Below are 21,911 nucleotides of genomic sequence, written 5' to 3' on the forward strand. Positions count from 1 at the left end.
AGCCTTAAGCCAATCAAAACCAGTGATCGGTTTGATCGGCCATGGCCAACGCCAGATCGAGTCGGGGTTTCAGAAGTCCCAAGTTTTCCGCCAATGGACGTATGGTCTCGACGTCGGTATCGAATAATGCCAATACCTCGGTTTCGGCTTTTAGCTCTGCCGACACTTCGCGGCCGTTTTCGGTGGCAATACCAACCGACACGCCGGGAAATGCCGCATGCTTTAAGGCCATCAACCACAGCCAAGGCAACACCCCGTGTTCGAGGTGGATTTGCCCGCTGAGATCGAAGGCCTCATCGCCCAAGCCGGCATCGATCAACCGTTGCCAACCGGACCAGTCACTTGCAGCCAGTCCTTGAGCCTGAGACCAGGCCTTCAGATCACTCAGCCAACGCCGCAACGCGATACCCATGTCGAGCAAGGTAGCGTGTCCAGCGCGACAATCGATATGCCAATACAGCGTGTCGACCACGACTGGCGGAGACTGGATGGCTGTTGCCTCTGGAACGGATGGGGCGGTCGACGAGGATGTGTCTGGAAACCGTACGTTGCCGTTCACATCAATATCCACCAAACCAACCCATTCATAGCCCTTGGCCTGTTTTTGCCGTTCGATATCGCGTTGCTGAATCCCGTAACGGTTGCTCACGCCCGGCAATCGATTGGCCGTTTTGCCCCAGCGGGTGGTGATACTGCCATCCGAATTACTTCGGACCGCCCAGTCTTTGGAACTGCCGTCAGCATTGCGATGACGGTATAAGGTCCAGGCTGTCATGGCTACACCGCCCAATCGTCCCCGAACACATCCTTGGCGATGCGATGAATCGCTTCGCGTTCGGCGGGTTCTGCACGGAACGTCAAGGCACGATCCAGAGAATAGGCGAGGGCATTCGGCGCACTTTTGAAGGTCGCCACCAAGGTTGCCCAGCGCACCAAACCGCGCGTCGATAAGGTCACCGACAACATACCGCCGCCATCCGCGCCGCCAATAAAGACTTTACGAATCTGGTTGGCGACTTTGATCATGCTTTCCCGTACCGATTCCGGCATGGTCGGCACCACATCCGCCAACAGTTTCATTTCGTCTTCGGGCTCGGGGTAACCGACTTCCATCAAACGAAACCGGTCCAGGAAGGCCAGGTTTTGCCGTAACACCCCTTGATACAAGCCCGACTGATCGCCGTTGCCAGCACTATTGCCGGTGGCCACCAAACGAAACTTGGGATGTGGGACAATCACGTCGCCGGTCTGCGGAATCGTTAAAGGCTTGCCTTCGACGATTTCATTCAAACCGATCAACTCGGCTGGATCAATCGCGTCGATTTCGTTGATCAATAGTACGTGCCCTAAGCGAACCGCCAGAGTCAACGGGCCGTCGATCCACTTCATCGCGCCGCCGTCGACCAGCATGTATTGGCCCAGCAGATCGTTCAGTTCCAGCCGGCCGTGACCGGTGACCGAATGCACGCCCCAATGCAGACGCGCCGCGACTTGCTCCAACAACGAGGTTTTTCCTGAACCGGTCGGACCGGTCAGGTATAAGCCGTCGCCATTGTGTGCGCCTAAAAACGCCAATACATCCCGCAAGTGATCCTTGCGAAACACATAGGGCTTGATAGCCGGTACATATGGGTTATTGGCCGGGACAAAGCCTTCCACTTTCATGGAAGCCGGGGCCTGAATGCCGAAGGTGTCGGCAATGGAATAGGTTTGATACATGGTGAGCTCCTCGAGGCCTAGCCTCAGAAAACAAGGGGCGCACCGCCCCGAGGGGTGATGAGCCCCAACGGGTGATTAAAACCCTGGCTAACCAGGGCAGATAAAGAAATTAACGCAACTGCATCACGCAGTACATCGCCCATTCGGCGCGGGCCAACAGCTCCCGATCCATCAAACGCAGGATGCGAAGAATGTCGCTTCTCAAACCGGGGTCCGAGATTTGACGATGCAGTTCCAGCAACAAACGCTTTTTGGCCTGGATGTCGTTGCTATGCGCAACGTTTAGCCAGCCGTGCAAAGTTTTCCAAAAGTCTTGATTCATAGTGACCTCCTTCAATCGATAAAAGGGGTCACCGGTTCCCGCAAGGGTGATGAACCCCAACGGGACAAACTAAAAACACCAGGCTTGACGCACCTGGCACACGAGGCAAACGCTCATGCCGCTTAACAACGGAACGCCGGTCGAAACCGGATTCGGGATTCCACGAAGGGAATGCCTGAACGATGCGGGCTTTGGGTTGGACTTTTTTGAAAGCCCAGCCTAAAACCGACAGGCCAGAACTTAATGATTCGATAACATGGCCGGTGTCAATTATCTTGGCCGGCTGACGTCAATCAATGAACATCCCGTAACCACTAGGGTTACAGGATGTCTTGGAAAGACGACCAAAACTCAAAACCAAAAGTCCACACCCGCCAAGTCTTTCAAGGCTTGGGCATCGAACGGCACCTCGGCATGTTTACCGTCATCATCCCGGCAGGTCACTCGGACTCGCGTAGTCGATGGTTTTCGATAGACTTCCAGCGCCTCAGCCTGAACATCCGGTTGCAAGGCTTGCAGTGCCGCCTTGTAATCGATCGCACCCTGGCTTTGAAAGCGGCTGATACGTAACCCGGAATGCTCCGCGGCCACGTAATCGCCCATCAATGCCACCAAGGTGTCTTCAATCTGAGACTGTTCATCCTCCAGGCTTTTGAGTTGGCTTTTCAGATCCAGGATAGTCAACGCTCGTTGCCGATACGTGGCCGCCAATTGCTGCCATTGCTGTTCTGCATCACCTTTGGGCAAGTACAAATCGCGTTCGGGATCCTTGTTCGGTTCCTTTTTCGATTTGACCGCCGACCAGAAATCCATCGCGGACTCGACCAGTTCAGTGAGAAAGCGCTCATCGCGCTGAATCTCGAACTCCACGTCCTGGCCTTGGTGATAGAAAAACAAAAAACCGCGCTCAGCATCGGCGACCAGCAATTGCTGTTGCACCTGGCACCAATACAACTGATAGGCAGCCGAGGCTTCCCGGTTCAACAGCACGTCCAGAAACGTGGTCTCGTGCGGGCATTTGATTTCGACGGGTTTATTCGCTTCGGACAAACCGTCGAACGAAGCTCGCATCAAGGGATACTGTTCCGATTCACCACACAGCGGCAACAACATCAGATCGTGTTTGTCCTCGAAGCGTTGCAAAGCCTCGGGCTCTTGCTGGATGCCGGCGCGGATCAACGGGTTGTTGTCCAGGCTGGCTTCCAGCACCAGGCCGATTTTCTCGGCCCAGAGGCGCCACGGGGTTTTGTAAGGCGAACGATTCATGACAATGGCCGCTTCGCTGGCACTGACGCCTTGCAAGCGCCACTGCCGCCAGGCGTCCGAACGTTGCGAAACGTCGATGACCTTCATCGCGAGAATCCGGTCAACTGCACCTGACAACCGAAGCGCACGGTCTCAATGCCGAGCTTGTGCAACTGGGCTTGGCAACGCCGGGCCCAATGGCCATCGCCGAACAGCAACAGCAGATCGTCTTGCGCCGGCAGACACACACCGCCAAAACTCTCGGCCAGCGTCGTTAACTCCGGGCGACTCAAGGGCTGCGTATTCGGTTCGCCGGTCTGAGGTCGCCATAGGCGTTCCAGAAAACCACGGCCGTGACGGCGTAATACGGTGGGTGAATCGTAACGTTGCCAGTCGGTATGACAGGGCACGCGGTTCAATGATTGATCGATTGCATTCATGATCTTTCCTTATAAGAAAGTCAGAGCATCATGAATCCCCACACGGGCGAGTCATGACGCCCTGAATGGGTGATGGTTGAATGGGACGGCCGCGGAAAACCAGCAAACGCCAGAATGAAAAAAGCCTGGCCGATTGCCCGATTAAGCAACGGGATAGCCCCGTGCCGCAAAATGACTAACCGTTGGCACCCAAAGTCTGACGGGCTTGATTCATTGCCATCTCTTTTGGTGACAATGGCGGCATGGCAGTACTGTCGGCTTGGCCCAAAGCTTGTGCTGCTTTGGGTGCAACCTCCGATACCATATCCAGCTCGGCTAATGCAAAGGTCAGATCGATGCCTTTAAACTTCTGATTGGCATAGTCGTAGGCCGCTTTCCAGGCACCGGCCGCCGTAGTACGTCTGACTAGTTCAGCGACCGCTTTTTGCACCTTGGGATGGATTTGCGACAAGTCGATCACGCGCTGTGCATCAACGCTAGTTGCGCCAATCACATCACCGTCATTGCCAGCCGCCTCATTCACAACAGTGGCACTGCCATCGATCACGTTACCGTCAGTAATGTCATCTAACGCTTTGCCATCCATCTCCTCGGCGGCATAACCGCATTCCTCCGGAAAGGCAGCCCTGAGCGAAGCCGCTTTACCGCACTTGGCCAATTGCCCCTTGGGGCGTTTGATCCACATCGCGGTCGGCACTTGCGAGTTTTTGCCACCGGCGGTGCTATAGGCTTCTTGCCAATACACTTCCTCGGTAAAAGCACAGCGTTTGCCGCTAACGATCCGGTATACGGTGACCGCCACCCATTCGGGAAAGGTCACGGTGACACTGGATTCCTGCCATTGCTCGTTGTCGTCCTTGTAGCGACCGGTAAAGGTTTTGGTGACATCGGGACCCCAGACGGGTCTATCCATGCCAGCCCAGACGCCAGTTCTGGACGCGGTAGTCTGGATTTCCATGATGGACGGCCAGACGGTTTCGACATTGCGACCTAAAGCCGCACTCCACATCGGCACGATATGCACCGGCTTTTTGAAGATGTCGAGTTTGCGCGCCTTGCAATAATCCAATGCCATTAGAATGGCTTCCGGGGTTTTGGCCGTGGGAAAGGTCACTTCGGTCAATACTTTCCAGGATTGCTCCGACAGGCCATAGCTTTGTTGCACAACAGTCGGCATCGGCAGGTCACGAGTTTTGGGTAAGGTGTTGCGGTTGTTTTGGCTCATGGTGAGTCTCCTTCAATAAAAAAGGGAACGCCATCGCCCGCCGGGGAATGGAGTTCCCCAGGGGATTGAAATACCGAAACCTGAAACGGGTCGGATGTGTAACCGTTAAACCAACGAACGCCAATAATCGGCGCGCCGGGGCTTAATGGATGGGCATATCGCTGTAGTCGTCATCCCACTCGGCGTCCTCAGGGGCCGCAGGCGATGATGACGAACCGTTTGCGGGTGCCGATGCGTTGGGGCGATCCAGTATCTGCAATTCAAAGGCGGCGATTTCGGTACGGTACCGCTTATCGCCCGCTTGGCCCCATTGCTGGGTACGCAAACGGCCTTCGATATAGAGCTGGCTACCTTTACGCAAATACTGCTCGGCGGTATCGGCGAGTTTTTTGAAAAACACCACCCGATGCCATTCGGTCCGCTCCTGTTTGCCGCTTTTGGGATCGTTCCAGACTTCGCTGGTTGCCAAACGGATGGCGACGACTTTGCCGCCGTTGTTTGGCATGTAGCGAACCTCCGGATCGGCGCCGAGCCGGCCCAGCAAGATGACTTTGTTCACGCCGCGATTGGCCATGATGACATTCCTCCTGTCGGCCGCGCCCGACTCAACGATAACAATACCCAACGGCGCGGCGATGGGCATGCCGGCACGCCGAAACCCCTGCTGGGAATCGATACGCCCGGCAGGGTAAACACAATCAATAGTCACATCAGGCTTGACGCACCTGACACGCCGATGGAAACCACCGTCGCCGCTTAAAAACGGAACGCCGACCGAAGTCGGATCATGACGGGATAAATCACGTCATGAAATGTGATGCCATTGGAGCAGATTTTTTAGAAGAGTCGTTCGCGAAAGCTCGACAATTATCGAGATTTCGCGAACAGGCATTAGAAACAGACACCGTATGATTGGGCGATCGTTAACCCTCCCAAATAGGTGCTGACATGGCAGAAAGTCCGGTTCAACCCAAAAGCAAACGACACACGATCAGTCGCCCGATATTTGAGCGTACGTTCAACATCAACAGCGAACAAGCCATTCGCGTCATTCGTAACAGCTATCACCGGTTGATGGTGTCCTTGTACGCGATCGACGTGATCCTGCGCATCATCGGCCGGGAGGAAACCGTCGATGAAATCGAAAGCCTCGTCAGTCAGATGATTGCCGAATGTGCGGAGCAGCTGCAGCAGGAAAAACTACGTCTGGAAAAACTCAAGGCCGACAACGGCATCAGCGAAACACCCACGTACACGCATCCCAGGGAATTCGTGGCGAAGATTGCCTCGCCCCAGATTGCGCAATTCGTCGAGTTGATTCGTTTGCTGGATCAGTTGATGATCGTGATGGACACCTTGTGGTTATGCCAGGTCATCTCCAACAAGCATTGCATCGAGGCTCGCTATCAGTGGCAGCAGCGGTTGCAGAGACTAGCGAATAAAATTGTGACGATGGAACGGCATGCGCACCAGGCAGCGTATGAACAAGGACATGGGGAGGAAGTACGATTGGCCCGGCAGGAATCAGGATTATTGGATGAGCCAGCGGAGCTTTCCGAGAATGAGTATTCACTGGTCAACGAGACCGAGTCGGATAAGGCGAGTGGGCAATGAGCGTTAATCCGGGGGCAATATGATTGAGCGTGCCGCTATCGAAGAGCGGGCTTTGGCATTTTCGCATACCGGAGCATCCGACAGCCACTGAAGACTTTAGATCGGTATTGGCAACCGAGCCGAAAAATAGGTTCGTAACCACCGTAGACGTCACGCTAAATGTTGGCGTCGGACGGCTTCAGCACTCTAAACTTTGACGGTGAGTCAATCCACGAGACAGGCCTGCTGCTTGTCAGGAGTTCAGGCTCTGGGCAATGGGGCGGTATGACACTGTCTAGTCTAGTCTAGTGGCTTGCCGCTGAGCAAAAGTCCTTCTAATTTGGTGTCCCACTGACATCAGACTGTCGGCGTCGGGCGGCTAATGCCTGGTGACAGGAAGTTAGCAATTTCTTCAAGAAGCGGGCGCAATTTTTCGTGATCGGCTTGAGCAATTGCCATTTCGATCCGTGATGACCAGTGTCCCGGTCTGTATAGGTTTGCAGCTCGTTCCCTAATATCTCTGGCAGTTCGATCGCGGATTTCATGCTCCGGTGCTGCTTGACCTGCCAATCGGGAGACCACTGCGACTCTGAGTCTAGAAATCTCATCATCACCACCATTGACAGCGAATACTGTAAGAGCACAAAGTCCCGTCTCAAGCACTCCCCAGCCCGTTTGATATCTCCCACCTTTGAATGTCCAGGATACGAGGCTTTCTCCAATCTCCCTTGCGATCTCATCACAACCACGATTTCGAGCATTGACAGCGGCTTCAAACAAGGTCTCGGTCATCTGGAAATTTTCAACGAACGTAACCGTTTCCTTGTCATCAGGAATCCAGGTTAATGTTGCGATCAGCCAGTGTGCGTGTTTCCGAAGTTCATCTTGGGTGCTATGGTCACATGCGGGTGCATTTGATACTGCCAACAGGATTTCCGTCACGCCGGTGATCCAGTGAATCATGTCAAAAGTGAAATGGGACTTCACCTCTATTGCTGCAAGAAGCAACTCCTTTTCCGTCTGGTAAAGACCTTTCGCCCAACGCTCAATGTTTCGTATAACCGTTTGGGCATCTGCATTATCAGGTTGTGCTTCAGATAGCGCATTCACCAATTCCGTCAGCCGCACCTTCAAGCTTTGTGTACTTGTTGACGAATAGTACGGCCCAAGAAACGTGCTATGGCTGTTCGACAAGGGCGTATCAACCACTTTAAGAAACAACTTTGCAACCATGGCGACATCTCGGCGGACTTCGCCAACGGCGAAGTGAATGTCGCGGCTCCCAGAGCGAAGTAGATCAAGGGTGAGATTCGAAAGCTGATTCATGCCTTCCATCGTCACTGGACGATAGTCCTCTTTGGCGTAGCCAGTACACGCAATCAAAGCAATTTTTTCGCTGAGTGTTGCTATGTTATTTGGATCGCCATGGGCGAGAAGATATTGCGCAGATTGCCCCATGAGCCGCTGCCCCTCTAAAAGAACATCGGCCATGCTATGAGGAACCACGGACTGAACCGCACTTGCAAGGTATCCAGCTGCGAGCTGCGCGTGGCTTTTCGATGCATACGGGCTTGAGTAATCAATTCCGAGATAAACCCGAACCAGTGAAGCCATAGCTTGTAGTGTCTGCTCGATCTGTTGCTCATCCCTACGTGCAATCCCACTCTCCACGTTTTGCCGCAGGTGTTCCAGCGTGTCGTTGATCAAGCCATCACTGGCGAAAGGATTTTCGATGAATGGGTTGTTGGCATAGAACGTTTTACCCTTGGCATTGATGTAGGCGGCATTGATGACAACAATCGCGTTCAGCGCTACGCCTGAAACTTCATAATCCCCCTGTTCCGCATAGCGCCGAGCAAACGACATCGCATGCCGAATCGCGCGTTTTGTGCCATTGGTCCAACGATGGTTGATCTGGAAAAATGAGGTACGGGCCAAGTCGTGCGTGGAATCCATTGGTGACGACGTGGAACTTGGAGGTTCATCGCATTCAAGCAGCGGTATCGAGCGTTTGGCTCGTCGAGCCCATATCCGCAGCTCCTTACGAGTATCTTGAATGAGTATGCCTAGTTGCTGCAATGGATTGATGAGAATCAAGGCGCGGCGATAGGCGTACATGAAACAGATCAGAATGAATACGACTGCCCATGAGGCTGCGAGCAGAACCTGCGCCAGCCGGGCCTGATCGACAAAGGTCGACAAGGTTGCAACGCCTATTGCCAGAAGAAATGCCAACGCGAACGCACCGAGCAACTTCCGATCTGAACTCAGACGGCGAAATAGTCCGTGAGGCATGCGCTCGATGTTCACCTGCATGGCGAACATTACGAGCGAGGTAACGATCGCAGCGGCCCCTATAAGCGCGCTTCCTACATTCAGGATCAGGCCGCGCAGACTGTCGAGCGTTGGTCCGGTCGAGTAATAGCTGGCAAGCGCATATTGGAGAACCGGAGACAGGTAGGCGCTTGCAGATACAAGAAGGATAAGCACGGCATAAAAAGCGATATTGCCATATCGAAGCTTCCACACTCCAAGCCTGTATTGGGTTCTATAAGAGTGTTGCCATAATAATGCAATTCGTCTTTCGACCGATTTTCGCATCCGCGTTACGGCGGCGTAGATGTTAGATCGCCAGGACATCAGCAATGACTAAACTCAGGCATGATCGCTTTCCTCGGCGAAGACCGACAACAATTCACCAGAAGTTGGCAACTTAAGCCTGCGCTCTTTGAGACAAAACGGTAGTACCCAAAGGCGCATTCCACTGGTCTTCGGGAAATCAAATACGGGTAGCGGGCAGGAGAATCCATCCGTTCTGGGGTAGATCAACACAACGTCCCCCTTGCCATCCAGATAACTCAATCCATAGGCTTGCAATTGATAAAAATCACTTTGCGACAAGCCATATTTGTCCGTTCCGTTCGCCTTCAGACCTTCAAGCAACTTCCATTTGGTGTCGAGAACCAGTAAATCTCGCTCTGAATTTCGAATCAGTAGATCGGGCTTTAACCGAAACCAATTCTGTTCGAGATGGCGAACCAGGTGATGACTACGTGCCTGTGTTTTGAGAAAAAGATGTGTCGGAAGCTGTTGTGGAAGATGCTTGGCCACATAGGCTTCAAAGACTGCCTCCATCGGGAATAACAATGATGGAGCTGTATGACGCCCCGGGCCGGTTATAGGCGATTCTTCATTCAAGATGAGGCGAGCCCAACCCAGGGCATCAGCGTAGTGGCCCATACCTCGATCCAGTCTAACCTGCTGGAAATCGATCCGTGTTTGCGTAGAAGGCGGAACGTCGGCAAAAACGAAATCCAACTCTCGCGCCAGTTGTTGGTTGGCCTGCGTTCCTGTCAGAAGCAAGGCTCGCCGTAACGCTGCGTGCAGCAGTCGGTTTTCTGGTCGGTCCGTCGAAAACTCATCGTGCTCTGTGAAGAAGCGGTCTGCCCGGTAAAGGTTCTGCCGTAAATGTGGTGACATCAGGAGTTTGCCCCGCAAAGCAAACAAATTATCTTGGCGCTGGCGATAATCACTGCGGAGCCCTCGTTTAACGATTTGCTCGACAGTGCGCAAAAATTCACTAATGAAGATTTCCAATAAAGGCATTCTCGTAGCTGCAAGCTTGGCACTATCGGTGCGGACATGTCGAAAGCCATGCAGACAACACAGCATTTCAATCAGCAACTTACGCGCTTCGACGGCACCTCCGTCAATAACTTTGCCAACTTTTGGCAGTACCTCTATCTGAAACCCGTCCGGCGCACGAATGACACCGACAAAACTGGTCACCTGAATGACACGACGTCCACGACGTTGAGTCCATCGGAGCCAGGCGGCATCGCGCACGTCTGCAGCGCGCAGGCATTGTTCCTCAAGCCACCTAAATACGCTAGTCGGAACCATGTGCATGCCCTCGATACCCGGGAAATCCGCCCCAGCTGCAGCCAGGGCATCAAACTCGTAAATCGTTAAAGCATTCATCAGACTGGCGGCGTCTGATAGATACCGATGTAAGCATCCGGGTTTGTGAAAGACGCATCCTGAACCAAGTAGCGCTGCTTGGTGGCATAGGTGTCCAGTCCATGATCGCTGCCGAACAAGCGCGCCAGATCCTCTTCATGATCCTGGCTATCAATCACAAAACGCGCCGCTTCAGTCTTCTGGTTATCTGCTAGAACAAGCCGGATTTTTTGCCAATCTTCGAAGAAATATTCCTCGAGTAATGGAATGATGCGGTTACTGAACACCTGCGACAACGCCACCAGCCTTTCGTCGCCATCAGGGACTTGTGCAAGCGAAGTAAAATAAGCATGACCGATGCAGTGATCGCGGTCGTAAAGTGCCTCGACACGCTGATTGATGACAGACAGCATTCGCGGAATGTTGATAATCTGCTCACCCAGGGTCACCCGCAGGTCAAAAAGTGGCGCACCTGCCTCATCTCGCGCATCTGGCAGAACAGGCACAAAGTCGAATCTTCGACGTAGAGCGGTATCAAGCAAGGCCAGTGACCTATCCGCTGTGTTCATGGTGCCGATGAGGTCAACGTTGGGCGGAACCGAGAATGGCTCGCCAGAGTAGGGCAACGTGACCGAGATGGCGTTTTCCGCACCCTCTCTTTTGTCCGATTCGATCAACGTAATCAGCTCGCCAAATATCTTACTGATATTGCCCCGGTTGATTTCATCGATGACCATGGCAAATCGCTGGTCGGGTGCAAGACGTGCCTTGCGGCAGAGATCCTTGAACGCGCCAGATCGTATTTCGTAATTGATCGCGCCCGATTCATTATCGCCATCAAGTACCGGACGCAGGCCTTCCACGAACTCATCATAGCCATACGACTGATGGAACGTGACAAAACAGTAGTGACGAAGAATTTCAGAAGAATGGGCACCAGCCCTGTATTCTTCGATCAACGTAATGAGATCGGCACAGGCTTCTTCCCATTCGCCGGCAAGCTGCCAGATTGATTCCTCGCTCTTATCGAACACCTGTGGGCTAAAGCGTAGCTTTTGTTTGACGGTGGTGGATTCATCAACGGTGCGTTCTTGCAGCGTCGTCCAAATTGTTTGTCGCAGGTTATCCTTGCGACCTTTGGCCGTCGCAAGCGCATCGATGAAGGGGTGTTCCAACAGCTGGCTGACATTTGCTTTGCCGCCAAGGTCGACTAACGCTAGAACTGCTCCTTCCCACCATTTCAGCGGGGCAATTCTTTCAGCCACAAATTGGCCTCGCCATTCATCGGAAGACACAGAGTTCATTGCCTGTTCATAATCGCGGCGCAGTAATTTTGAGACCTCGTAAGTTTTGCCGGTGCCTGGTGGGCCGTAGTAAATGCGATTGAAGGCTTGCTTTGCAACTTCGTCCGTTGGCAACTCATCGTCATCGGATTCCTCATCGGACTCCGTCGGGTCATCTCGAAGTTGGTCCGGCCACAGGCCTGGGCGTTCGGTTTCCAAGACCAACCAGTCGTCCAAGGATTCGCGTTCTGCGATCAGGGTGGCTTCAATTTTTGCAACCAGGTCATCGGTCAGTGGCTCCCGGCTCAATTTAGGCAGCGTACCGACATCTCGTGTCCAGGATATCTTTCGGGTTCGCGTGCCACGGATCACGCCGAGAACACCGATCGCACGCTCACTACCGGGGTTTTTACGGCCGAATCGAACCTGAATGCCTTTGCCCATATGCCACCAATCCAGTCCCGCAGCATGAACAACTCTAGCTAGTCCGCAAAACGTAGCCTTATCCTGTGGAGACCAAGAAGCACGGAATGTTTTGAAGGTTGGTTTGCCGTCAAAATGTTTAAGCAAGTCTTCGTCACTCAGCATTTCCACTAAATCCAGCTTGGTTACTAATTCGTCATAGCGCATGCCGAAATCTCGAATGGCCTCTACGCTCCAATCGACCAACTCAGCAAGTGATTTTCCGAGACCAACCGTCGCTGGAAGTATTGCGACGATTGGCGAATTATTATCGTAGTTACCTCGCAGTGAAAGGTATTTGCGACGAACGGATGCGCTATCATCAAGCCCGACCGTATCGATCTTGACCACAAAACCCTCGTCGGCCCCAATCCCAACGGTATAGGCCAGATCCTTGGGTGAATTCGCTGCAGGATAGATGCGCGCCCAGTTATATGGCAGGAAGGTATTTGCCTGGCTTGTTGGACGCTTTCGTACTTTGACGACACCCACCGGAAACAGCTTTGCCTTCACTTCGTTGGCCCAAGCCTCGGTGACTTCGTAAGCCGTCTTCAAATCCGCGTAGGCTCGGTTTTGTTCGGGAATCGAATCGTCGCGTTGTTGCCCTTTCCACTTGTTCAGTAGTTTGAAATGGTCACTAGTGAAATATTCCGCCATTTTTTTTATATCCCCTCAACATCAATTCCGTGTTCGGCCAGCCAAGTCCTGCGCTGTAAATAGTCGGGCATTGCTCGCTCAACGCGCAGCCAAAAAGCTGGTGTGTGGTGTGGCTCGTGCAAATGGGCAATTTCATGTACCACCACGTATTCCGCAATGCGGGCCGGCAGCAAGATAGTCTTCCAATGGAAATACAGCCAGTCGCCCTTGCCGCAAGATCCCCAGCGATAGCCAAGGTCCTGAACCTTCAAACCGGCAGGTGCCACCTCCATGCGTGACTGATACTCGGCCACTCGGCCCGATAGCCATGCCCGAGCTCTTTCGCTATACCAGCGAATAAAATGCTCCCGTGCTCCAGTCTGCTCGTCACTGCGAAGCGCAAAGCGGCCATTCACCAGCTTCAAGGACGCATTTTGGGTCTCGACTAATTTCAGCCGATGGGTGCGCCCCAGGTACAGGAATCCCTCGCCGTTCACAAATTCCTTGCGCGGTACCTTGCGCAGTAGCCTATCTTTCTCGGCCAGCTTCGTATAAATCCAGAAGCGCTTCTCGCTGACAAATTCGCGGAGTCGGTCGATGCTGACCCCTGGCGGTGCGCTCAGAATCAGCTCCCCCGTTCGTTCCACTGTGATTTGCATAGTCCGGCGCTTGGTACTGCGCCTTATCGCGAATTGCAAGTCATCCACCTGTATGCAAGTCTCTGCCTCAGCATTAGTGCTGTCCGTCTGATGGTCGGTAGCGTTGAGGGGAACCAACATGGGTTTACACCTGCACCAGCTTGTCGTGGTTGGCGCGTGCCTGTTCCATTAGCTTATCTGCAAGCACACCCGCCTTATCGGTATCCACCAAAGGCGGCCTCAGGCGCATCAAGTGCTCAAACAGTTGGGTGTTTAAGTCTTCTTGTGCGGCGCGTTTGTGTGGGCTCCAAATATCCCGATTACTTTGAAGTTCCTGCACCAGCAGGTCCACTAACTCCACGGTCACATCCTTCAGGCGCAATAACTCAGTTGCCGTTGGTGTCTGACCAGCACAAACCACATCCAGGACGGTACGCAAAAACGGCGCACAATGCTCTGGCAAGTCGCTTGGTGCATCGGCGCTGCCTGCCTTACCGGTGCGCAGCTCGTCGATGATTTTCTGAAGTTGCGTGATCACCTCATTCCACTGTTCACCCAAGCTCTTCAGAATGTCGTTCAACCGCTCCGAGAGTTTGCGGTACAACACTGGGTCTTCATCGGTATGCTTGCGAATATGTGAGCGAATTGCGTGCTCCATTTCGGAAGCCTTGGCGCGATCGTTTGCGGCACGCGCCACGTGCACATCAAACTCCGTATCAGTTAACTGAATCGGCGGAATCTTTGGATCGATACCCAGCGAAATTACGTGATCGTCGATCAGCTTGCGCACCTTGGCGCCAACATCCTTACCTAATACAGGCGTGTCTTTATAGCGGTTACGGGCACGAGCATAGATGTAAGCCAGACGCTTAGCATCGCCAGAATACGGCAAACCTTCAGGGCGAGGCAGCACGGTATCTAACGATGCAAGAAAGGCTTTGAGTTTGACCGCGAACTCGGCGCGCAGCCTCTCGCTGCCCAAGGCCTCGACACAGGCTTCGGAGTCATCGAGCGATTCAATGCCATGCTGGCGGAACAGATCTACCACCCGCAGATGCCGGTCGCGCAGTACTGGCACTTCGTCCTTCAGACTAGCCAGCGCACCTTCCACGTCTTCATCAGCGTAAGCCGCCAACGCCTCCTTCAAATGTTGCGCCACGCCATAATAGTCCACCACGATGCCGCAACGCTTGCCAAAGCCGGTACGGTTGACGCGAGCAATGGCCTGCAGCAATTCTGCCTCGCGGATTGGCCGATCCAGATACATCACGCCTTCAATGGGCGCGTCGAACCCAGTCAACAACATCGACTTCACGACCAAAAAGGCCAGTGGGTCGGTTTTTTCCGGCTTGGCATTGAACAGTGGCTTCTTGAAGCGTTTGATCAATTGCTCATGCGCCGCGCCGTCGGTCCACTGTTTCCAGGCCGGGTCGTCATTGTTGCTGCCCGAAATGATGGGCGCAAATTCGATGAGGGCCAGCGTGTCGCGGTAGCGCCAGGCCTGTACAACCGCCTGCACCTTGGTTGGACGTTGACACAGCGCTTCATCATCCAGCGCCTTGTCTTCGGGGGATAGTGCCTGCGCTTCAGCCAGTAGCTCGTCACGTGCCTGTTTCAAGGCCTCGAAGTAGCGTATTGCCGCCAGGCGACTGTAAGCCACTACCTGCGCCTTATAGCCATTCGGCAGGATATTGGTGACGTAGTGGCGAATGATGTCGCGTGCCTTATCAGCGATCAGCGCCGGGGCATCGAAGATGTGGCCCTTGGTGGCGTATTTTTGCTTGATCGCCTCCAATTCCTCAGGCGTGTGTTGGCGAAACAAATCTTCGAACAACTCGTCCAGGCTTGCCCCGTCCTTGATCGCGCCGTTGGCTGTTCTTCCCTCATAAAGCACCGGTACCGTGGCGCCGTCAGCTTCGGCTTGCTTGATGGTGTAGCGGTCAATAAATTCGCCGAAGATCTCATGGGTACGTTTCTTCTCACCCATGATGATCGGCGTACCGGTAAAACCGATGCGCGCGCAGTTGGGAAGGCCTGCCAACAGGTTAGCATGCAAGTCGCCTGCCTGAGTGCGGTGCGCTTCATCCACCAGTACCAAGATGCTGTCATCCTCATTGAGCACTTCGAACTTTTCTTCGGCTTTATAACCGGCCTTCGGTTGTTCTCCTTTTGGCAAATCGTCTGCTGTCATTGGCGCATCGCCGACGCTGTCTGGGTCACGGTATTTCTGGATCGTGGCGAAAATGAGTCCCGGTCCTTTACGTCTTGCTAACGCTTTCACGCCTGCCGTGCTTTCGGCCACCTCTACCACTTCGCCGGTCAGCGTGGCGGTCACGGATAACTGGCCCTGCAAGTCCTTACGGTCGGTGATGACAATCACCTTGAAGCGACGCAGCTGCGCATCCGCGCGCATCTTGCGCACCAGAAACACCATGGAGAGCGACTTGCCGGAGCCCTGTGTGTGCCAGATGATGCCACCGCGCTTGTCGTGTTCGCCATGCTGTAAGCGGGTCTGCCCGGTCTTCAGTTTAGTAATCGCCTTGTTGACGGCACGGTATTGCTGGTAGCGGCACACGGTTTTGATGGTTTGCCCCCCCGCCTGCATAAACAACATGAAGTTTTGCACCACATCCAGCAGATGAGCGGGTGTCAACAGTCCGGCAATCAAACGCTCCTGCTCGGAGAGGGTGGATTTACCCAAACCCTGAGCCACCTCGATTTCCGAACCAGCACCATTCGGGCCGACCACTGTCTTCCACTGAGCGTAATGCTCGAAGGCCGCACCCACGCAGCCGACCCGAGCCTCGTCGAAGCTAGTGGCCACCAGTAACTGGTTGGTAGCGAACAAAGGCTCGTTGCCCTCGTTGTCATCCACCTCAAAGGCTGCCCTGCGCTGATTACTGTATCGTCGTAGCTGATCCACTGCTTCAGCCAGCGGCTCGGGGATAGATGGACTCTTGCACTCCACCACCACCAGCGGGATACCGTTTACCAGCAGCACCAGATCGGGCACGATGAACTGTTTGGCGCTGTTGAAGCCGGGAGGGCAATCGACGCGGTATTGGTTAATCACCGTGAAGTGGTTGTTTGCTGGGGTGTCCCAGTCGATGTAGCGTATCGTCTGGCCGCGCCCGCCATCCCAGCCGGTCAGGCCTTCAACGGTCAAGCCACGAATCAACAAGGCGGTAGCCTTTTCGTTGGCCTCCATCAACTTGTGCGTTCCCAGCCGGGTGATGGTGGCCACGGCTTCCGCCAGTCGCGCATCGTCCAGCCAAGGCGCACCGTCAGGCCCAAGGTTCAGCGCACGCAATTGCTCACGCAGTAAACCCTCCTGAATCACTTCAGCAAAGCTAGTCCGGCCAGTCACTGACGGGGCATCAATGCTGCCATCAATGTGCTGCCAACCCAGCACCTGCAACTGGGCTACGAATGGATTTTCTGTCGTCTCAAGCTCCCAGCCCATCAATCCTCCTCACTTATTTCGTCTGACAGCGCAGCTAACTCGCGCTCAATCTGTTCGATACTGGGCAGGCCGGTTTGTAATTCGGCTGGCAGCGATTCCAGCAATTTATATTCTGCAATACCCATGGGCTGGGTCTTATCGCCCAGGGCATACTCGGCCACCACTTTGTTTTTGCTTTTGCACAGCAGCAGGCCAATGGTGGGGTTGTCGTGCTCGCTTTTCACCTGGCGATCCACGGCGGTCAGGTAAAAGCCCAGTTGCCCCAGATGCTCCGGCTTGAACTTGCCGCCTTTGAGTTCAATCACCACATAGCAGCGCAGCTTGAGGTGGTAGAACAACAAATCGATGAAAAACTCATCACCGCCCACGTTGAGCAACACCTGTCGCCCGACAAAGGCAAAGCCGGCGCCCAGCTCCAGTAAAAACTGCGTCACATGCTGCACCAGCGCCTGCTCCACGGCGCGCTCCTGCGCGTCATCGTGCAGGCCCAAAAAATCGAAGCGGTAAGGATCTTTCAGCGACTCACGCGCCAAATCCGACAAGGGTGCGGGCAGGCGCTGCTCAAAGTTGGTGATGGCCTGGCCGAAACGGGCACGGGCATGGGTTTCAATCTGCATCACCAACACATTGCGCGACCAGTTGTGCTCAATGGCCTTGGCGGCATACCAGTGCCGTGCTTCGCTGTCGGTCAACTTGTCCAGCAGGGCGATCTGGTGGTACCAGGGCAATTGTGCAAGCACCGCTTGCACAAATTCAGCCTCTGGCCAGGCCTGGGCAAAACTGCGCATGTACTTGAGGTTGCGAGGGGAAAAACCCTTCATGTCCGGGAAGGCGATGCGCAAATCATACGCCAGCCGCTCGATCACCTTGGCGCCCCAGCCCTCCCGGCTTTGGCGTTCCAGAATGTCGCGGCCAATCTGCCAGTACAGCAGTACTAGCTCGCGGTTTACCGCCAGCGAGGCGCGTTGCTGGGCGGAGTGGATGCGTATTTTCAGCTCCAGCAGCCAGTCAATGTATCCGGTGGGCGGCGGGATGAGCGAGACGGGGCGTTCGGTCATGGGGCGATTCCTTCCAGCAGTGGCGTGACGCGGACTCGGCCGGTGAGGAGGTCGTCCATGAGGCCGGATTTCTGAAGCCGCAGCTTCCTGAGCAGCTGCATTTCATCCGAAATACGTTCGTTTGCACTCAATACATGTTTGGCTATTAGATTTTGTTCTGTATCACTTGGCCAAGCCAGCCAAAACTGCTCTATTCGAAACAGCGCGAGTTTAGGTACGCCGCCGCCCGTACCTTTTTCGGACGTTACCTGGTTTTGAACCATTTCAGAATTCATGTATGCGGCAACGAAATCTGAGTTGAGTTCGCTTATTGGAACAAGCCGAGTTGCGTTTTCAGTGAGAACCGTGCGCACCGGTTCGGCTCCGTTGACTCGATGCACCCCGACATGTCCAAGTGATCCAGCTATCGAAATGTAGAGATGCCCTGGCTTAATCTCGTATCGCTCCAACGCCTTGAAAGTCCGCTCATGTAGATTTTCTAATTCGTCTACCTGATACGCACGCTCGTAGAAATCAGTAACCCGTAGGTACTTAAATCCAGTAGGGTGAGCCGCATAAGAATGACCAGCAGGTAGACGTTTTCCGCCGAGAACCTCCAGCTTCTCAAAGAGATGCACACAATCCCACTCCTTCGGAATCCACCCCAACGACGATTCCTTGTAGAGATGCGGCGCCTCGGTCTGAGGCGGACGCAGTTCGCCGTTGGCGTCGATGCCGCGCGTCAGCAGGTCGTGCAGCAGGCCCTGCTTGACGGCTTTTAGCTTGGCGATGATCGCCTCGGTTTCGTGGATGGCGGTATCGAGGGTGTCGAAAATCTGAGCGATCTTTTGCTGTTGGGCAGATGGCACCTCAGGAACAAACCACTTGAGCGTCTCTTTCGGCGCCGCTCGGGTATGACTGTTAGTAGAACCGCCGGCCACACGTGCGAGTCGTGCAGAGAAGTCAGCAGACGCAAAATAGTCGGCCCAGAAATTCAAGTCTTCATTCGGTTGCTTTGGTTGGTAGCAAATAAATTCAGTCGAACAACAGGTCCGCTCCATAGGTGTCGGTACTGCCGCGACACGCGGTTTGCGAGGATTGAGCTTCGACACTAAAACTGAAGGTCTGGCGATAGCTGTCTTGTTGCTTTCAATCTGAGCGCCCAGCTCAATCGCAGGCCCCCCAGTAGCATCCCACGCAGGGATGCTGTAGTGAACGAACTCCACGCTTGGGGATGCCATCGGCACAACTTGATCCCCATTGATTCGGAATAATTCACCAAGTGGCTTTGCTGGCCATGCCACTGCCTTGGTTTTGAGAAGGTCAGACATACCGCAACCCCTTCAAGAACCCCTGCAGCGCCTTCGCTGCATCATCGCGTTTGCCTTCGATCTGGGTCAGTGTCACGCGGTACTTGTCCCACCAATTCTCGAACGCGGCGACGATAGCCTTGCGCTGTGCAGCCATGTAGCGCTCGACGATGGCCTGCATGTCATTGTGCAGGATAGTCAACAACAGCTCGGCGGACGCCTCCGGTGTTAGGCCATCCACCGCTGCATCAATGTGCTGCTTGAAGCTGTCGTTTTTAGCCTTGAGTTGTTTCTTGACGGCGCTGAGTTCCTTTTTCCAGTTCTTGAGCTGTTCTTCGCTCACGGCGTTTTCATCGTCGCCATCGTCTTCCGCTGCCTCGGTCGCTTCGCCGTTCTCACCCTCGGCATCGTTGGGACTGGCGGCCTTGATCTGACTGTCCAGTTCGGCTTTCTTGGCTTCCAATTCGGTGATGGCTTCGACGAAATCGCTCATCAGGAACTTGACCAGCTTGTGCTCCAGCGGGCTTTCCTTGCTGGCTTTGTCTTCCAGGGCGGTGACGATGCTGGTGCGCCAAGCGTCGGCCACGCCCTTGGCACCGCGCGCCATCAGGGTGAGGAAGTCGTACTTGGTCTGGTACCAGAAGCCGGCGACAATGCCACGTACCTGGAAAGGGTCGAGCAGACCAATAGCCTCCAGGCTCTGGCTAAAACTGGCCAGCAGGTCGTTCCGTAGCGCCACCAGGCTGGCGGCGTTGTCCATTTGCCCGGAAAGCGCCGTGATGCGGGCGCTGTGTTCTTGCCACCATTGTTCGAAAGCGGCGCGGATGGCGGCCTCATTGGCCACCAGACCGGCATTGTTTTCGATGGCGGGTGTAATCGCTTGCCGGGTATCGAGCGCTGACGCGAAGTCGAAATACTTTTCGTCACGCTCCACCAGTAGGTCCATCGGATTCAAGCCGTGGGCCTTGAACAATTTGGCCATGGCTTCGGCGTTTACTTCGGCCTTGGGGATGCCGCCCACTAGATGGGCACGCACGTCGTGCGGCTCGGGGGGCGGCGCGTTATCGGCATAGCGGCGGATGTTGAGGTTGTAGTGGTTCTCTTTCAGCGTGGCGTTGTCGACGATGGCCGAGAATCCGTCGATGGCGCGAAATTCGTCGAAGGTGGTGACGATTTTCTCGATGTGCTCGGGCAGCAGGTAGTTCTGCGCCCGGCCTTCGAAGAACTCGCGGTCAGCATTGATGAACAATACTTTACCCTGGCGTTCGGCAGGCTTGCCGCTGACGCGGTTGGCACCATGCTGCACTCTCTGGCGCAACACCAGAATACAGGCCGGAATGCCGGTGCCGTAGAACAGGTTGGGCGCGACGCCGATGACGGCTTCGAGCAGATCATGTTCGATGATGCCGGCGCGAATGGCTTTCTCTTCGCCGCCCCGGAACAGCACGCCATGCGGCAGAACGGTGGCCACCATGCCGCCGTCGCGGGTGACGGCCAGCATGTGCTGCAGGAACATCAGATCGGCCTTTTTGGCGCCCAGTGGCACTTGGCCATAGGGGAAGCGCTCGGCCTCGAATTTGGGCTTCCAGGCCGGCTTGCCGTCGGCATCCTTCTCGGTATTGCCCCAGTGGATGGAGAACGGTGGATTGGTGAGCACGCGGTCGAAGTGCATCAACTCGCCGCCCTCGACATGTTGCGGCTCGGCCAGCGTGTCCTCGTTCTGCAGGTTGGCGGTGCTGATGCCGTGCAGCAACATGTTCATCTTGGCGATGGACCACACCGTGCCGTTGAATTCCTGGCCGAACAAATTGGCCTTGCGGCCGTCTTCGCCGTGTTCGTCGATGAATTCCTTGGCGGCGATTAGCATACCGCCCGAACCACAGCAGGGGTCGTAGATGTCGTGTTTAAGCTCGGGTTTGATCAGTCGCACCATCATCCGCACTACCGAGCGCGGTGTATAGAACTCGCCGCCTTTCTTGCCCGCCGAATCGGCAAATTCGCCAATCAGGTATTCGTAGGCTGCGCCCAGCAGGTCGGGGAATTCAAAGTCTTCATTGCGCAGGCGGTGCAGGCTGAAATGGGTGATGAGCTGCTGCAGCTTGATATCGGGAATCTTACTCTGGCCGATCTTGCGGGTGAAGTCGATATGTTCCAGCACGTCGTAAAGGCTTACATTATCGCCTTCAATCCCTGCCAGTGCCTTACTCAGCAGGCTACCAACATTGGCTTGGCGCGAGTTATCAACCAAATACGCATAGCGCGATTCTTTGGGCACCCAAAAGTAGCCATCCTTCTTGTACCAACGTTTGTTCTCAGCAGATACCTCTGCTTCGACAGGTGTCTTGCCTGCCTCGATCTCGAGCTGGATCACTTCGGCACGCCGCTGTTCAAACACGTCGGAGCATCGCTTGAGAAACAGCATCCCGAAGATGTATTCCTTGAACTCGGAGGCATCCATCTTTCCGCGTAGGATGTCTGCGGCTTTGAAAAGGTGGCGTTCCAGCTGTGGTAAGGTTAAAGGCATTTAGCGATTCCTGCTAGTGATTGCATTAATAGTAACAATTAATCTTTGTTTTGA

Annotated in this window: 16 protein-coding genes; 1 reads left to right on the plus strand and 15 read right to left on the minus strand. The window is 54.6% G+C overall.

Annotated features, from left to right (window positions below; genetic code table 11):
- Positions 1–13 precede the first annotated feature (13 nt).
- The 7 genes from ACH5Y9_RS04750 to ssb form a co-directional block, all read right to left on the minus strand.
- The gene (locus tag ACH5Y9_RS04750) at positions 14–775 is read right to left on the minus strand and encodes a hypothetical protein (protein WP_445368706.1); all 762 of its coding nucleotides are present in this window, start codon (positions 773–775) and stop codon (positions 14–16) included.
- A gap of 2 nt (positions 776–777) precedes the next feature.
- Positions 778–1,719 carry an AAA family ATPase gene (locus ACH5Y9_RS04755; protein WP_445368707.1) on the minus strand — a complete coding sequence of 314 codons (942 nt, stop codon included), beginning with the start codon at positions 1,717–1,719 and terminating at the stop codon, positions 778–780.
- 109 nt (positions 1,720–1,828) lie between these two features.
- A complete protein-coding gene (locus ACH5Y9_RS04760) occupies positions 1,829–2,041 on the minus strand; it encodes a hypothetical protein (RefSeq protein WP_445368708.1) in 213 nt (70 codons plus the stop codon).
- Between the two features lie 351 nt (positions 2,042–2,392).
- Positions 2,393–3,394 (minus strand): YqaJ viral recombinase family nuclease, encoded by a 1,002-nt coding sequence (locus ACH5Y9_RS04765; RefSeq protein ID WP_445368709.1) that lies wholly within the window; start codon positions 3,392–3,394, stop codon positions 2,393–2,395.
- On the minus strand, positions 3,391–3,726 hold the full coding sequence (locus ACH5Y9_RS04770) for a hypothetical protein (protein WP_445368710.1): 336 nt from the start codon (positions 3,724–3,726) through the stop codon (positions 3,391–3,393). Before ACH5Y9_RS04770 ends, ACH5Y9_RS04765 begins: the two co-directional genes overlap by 4 nt.
- A 175-nt stretch (positions 3,727–3,901) precedes the next feature.
- Positions 3,902–4,951 carry a phage recombination protein Bet gene (gene bet, locus ACH5Y9_RS04775; RefSeq protein ID WP_445368711.1) on the minus strand — a complete coding sequence of 350 codons (1,050 nt, stop codon included), beginning with the start codon at positions 4,949–4,951 and terminating at the stop codon, positions 3,902–3,904.
- Positions 4,952–5,093: 142 nt separating this feature from the next.
- Positions 5,094–5,594 carry a single-stranded DNA-binding protein gene (gene ssb, locus ACH5Y9_RS04780; protein WP_445369872.1) on the minus strand — a complete coding sequence of 167 codons (501 nt, stop codon included), beginning with the start codon at positions 5,592–5,594 and terminating at the stop codon, positions 5,094–5,096.
- A gap of 305 nt (positions 5,595–5,899) precedes the next feature.
- Here ssb and ACH5Y9_RS04785 point away from each other — a divergent pair, with 305 nt between their 5' ends.
- Positions 5,900–6,565, plus strand: coding sequence for a hypothetical protein (locus ACH5Y9_RS04785; protein WP_445368712.1), 666 nt, complete (start codon positions 5,900–5,902; stop codon positions 6,563–6,565).
- 336 nt (positions 6,566–6,901) lie between these two features.
- Here ACH5Y9_RS04785 and ACH5Y9_RS04790 read toward each other — a convergent pair whose 3' ends face one another.
- The 8 genes from ACH5Y9_RS04790 to ACH5Y9_RS04825 all read right to left on the minus strand — a co-directional run bounded on the left by ACH5Y9_RS04790 (position 6,902) and on the right by ACH5Y9_RS04825 (position 21,857).
- Complete coding sequence (locus tag ACH5Y9_RS04790) at positions 6,902–9,145, minus strand: hypothetical protein (RefSeq protein ID WP_445368713.1); 2,244 nt, start codon at positions 9,143–9,145, stop codon at positions 6,902–6,904.
- A gap of 54 nt (positions 9,146–9,199) precedes the next feature.
- A complete protein-coding gene (locus ACH5Y9_RS04795) occupies positions 9,200–10,525 on the minus strand; it encodes an McrC family protein (protein WP_445368714.1) in 1,326 nt (441 codons plus the stop codon).
- The gene (locus ACH5Y9_RS04800) at positions 10,525–12,906 is read right to left on the minus strand and encodes an McrB family protein (protein WP_445368715.1); all 2,382 of its coding nucleotides are present in this window, start codon (positions 12,904–12,906) and stop codon (positions 10,525–10,527) included. Before ACH5Y9_RS04800 ends, ACH5Y9_RS04795 begins: the two co-directional genes overlap by 1 nt.
- A 5-nt stretch (positions 12,907–12,911) precedes the next feature.
- Positions 12,912–13,544 (minus strand): M48 family metallopeptidase, encoded by a 633-nt coding sequence (locus ACH5Y9_RS04805; protein WP_445368716.1) that lies wholly within the window; start codon positions 13,542–13,544, stop codon positions 12,912–12,914.
- Between the two features lie 124 nt (positions 13,545–13,668).
- Positions 13,669–16,986 carry a type I restriction endonuclease subunit R gene (locus ACH5Y9_RS04810; protein WP_445368717.1) on the minus strand — a complete coding sequence of 1,106 codons (3,318 nt, stop codon included), beginning with the start codon at positions 16,984–16,986 and terminating at the stop codon, positions 13,669–13,671.
- Positions 16,986–18,044 (minus strand): PDDEXK nuclease domain-containing protein, encoded by a 1,059-nt coding sequence (locus tag ACH5Y9_RS04815; RefSeq protein WP_445368718.1) that lies wholly within the window; start codon positions 18,042–18,044, stop codon positions 16,986–16,988. The genes ACH5Y9_RS04810 and ACH5Y9_RS04815 overlap by 1 nt, the downstream gene beginning before the upstream one ends.
- Complete coding sequence (locus ACH5Y9_RS04820) at positions 18,041–19,354, minus strand: restriction endonuclease subunit S (protein ID WP_445368719.1); 1,314 nt, start codon at positions 19,352–19,354, stop codon at positions 18,041–18,043. Before ACH5Y9_RS04820 ends, ACH5Y9_RS04815 begins: the two co-directional genes overlap by 4 nt.
- Positions 19,347–21,857, minus strand: coding sequence for an N-6 DNA methylase (locus ACH5Y9_RS04825; protein WP_445368720.1), 2,511 nt, complete (start codon positions 21,855–21,857; stop codon positions 19,347–19,349). The genes ACH5Y9_RS04820 and ACH5Y9_RS04825 overlap by 8 nt, the downstream gene beginning before the upstream one ends.
- Between the last annotated feature and the right edge of the window lie 54 nt (positions 21,858–21,911).

Source organism: Methylomonas sp. BW4-1 (genome assembly GCF_052474385.1).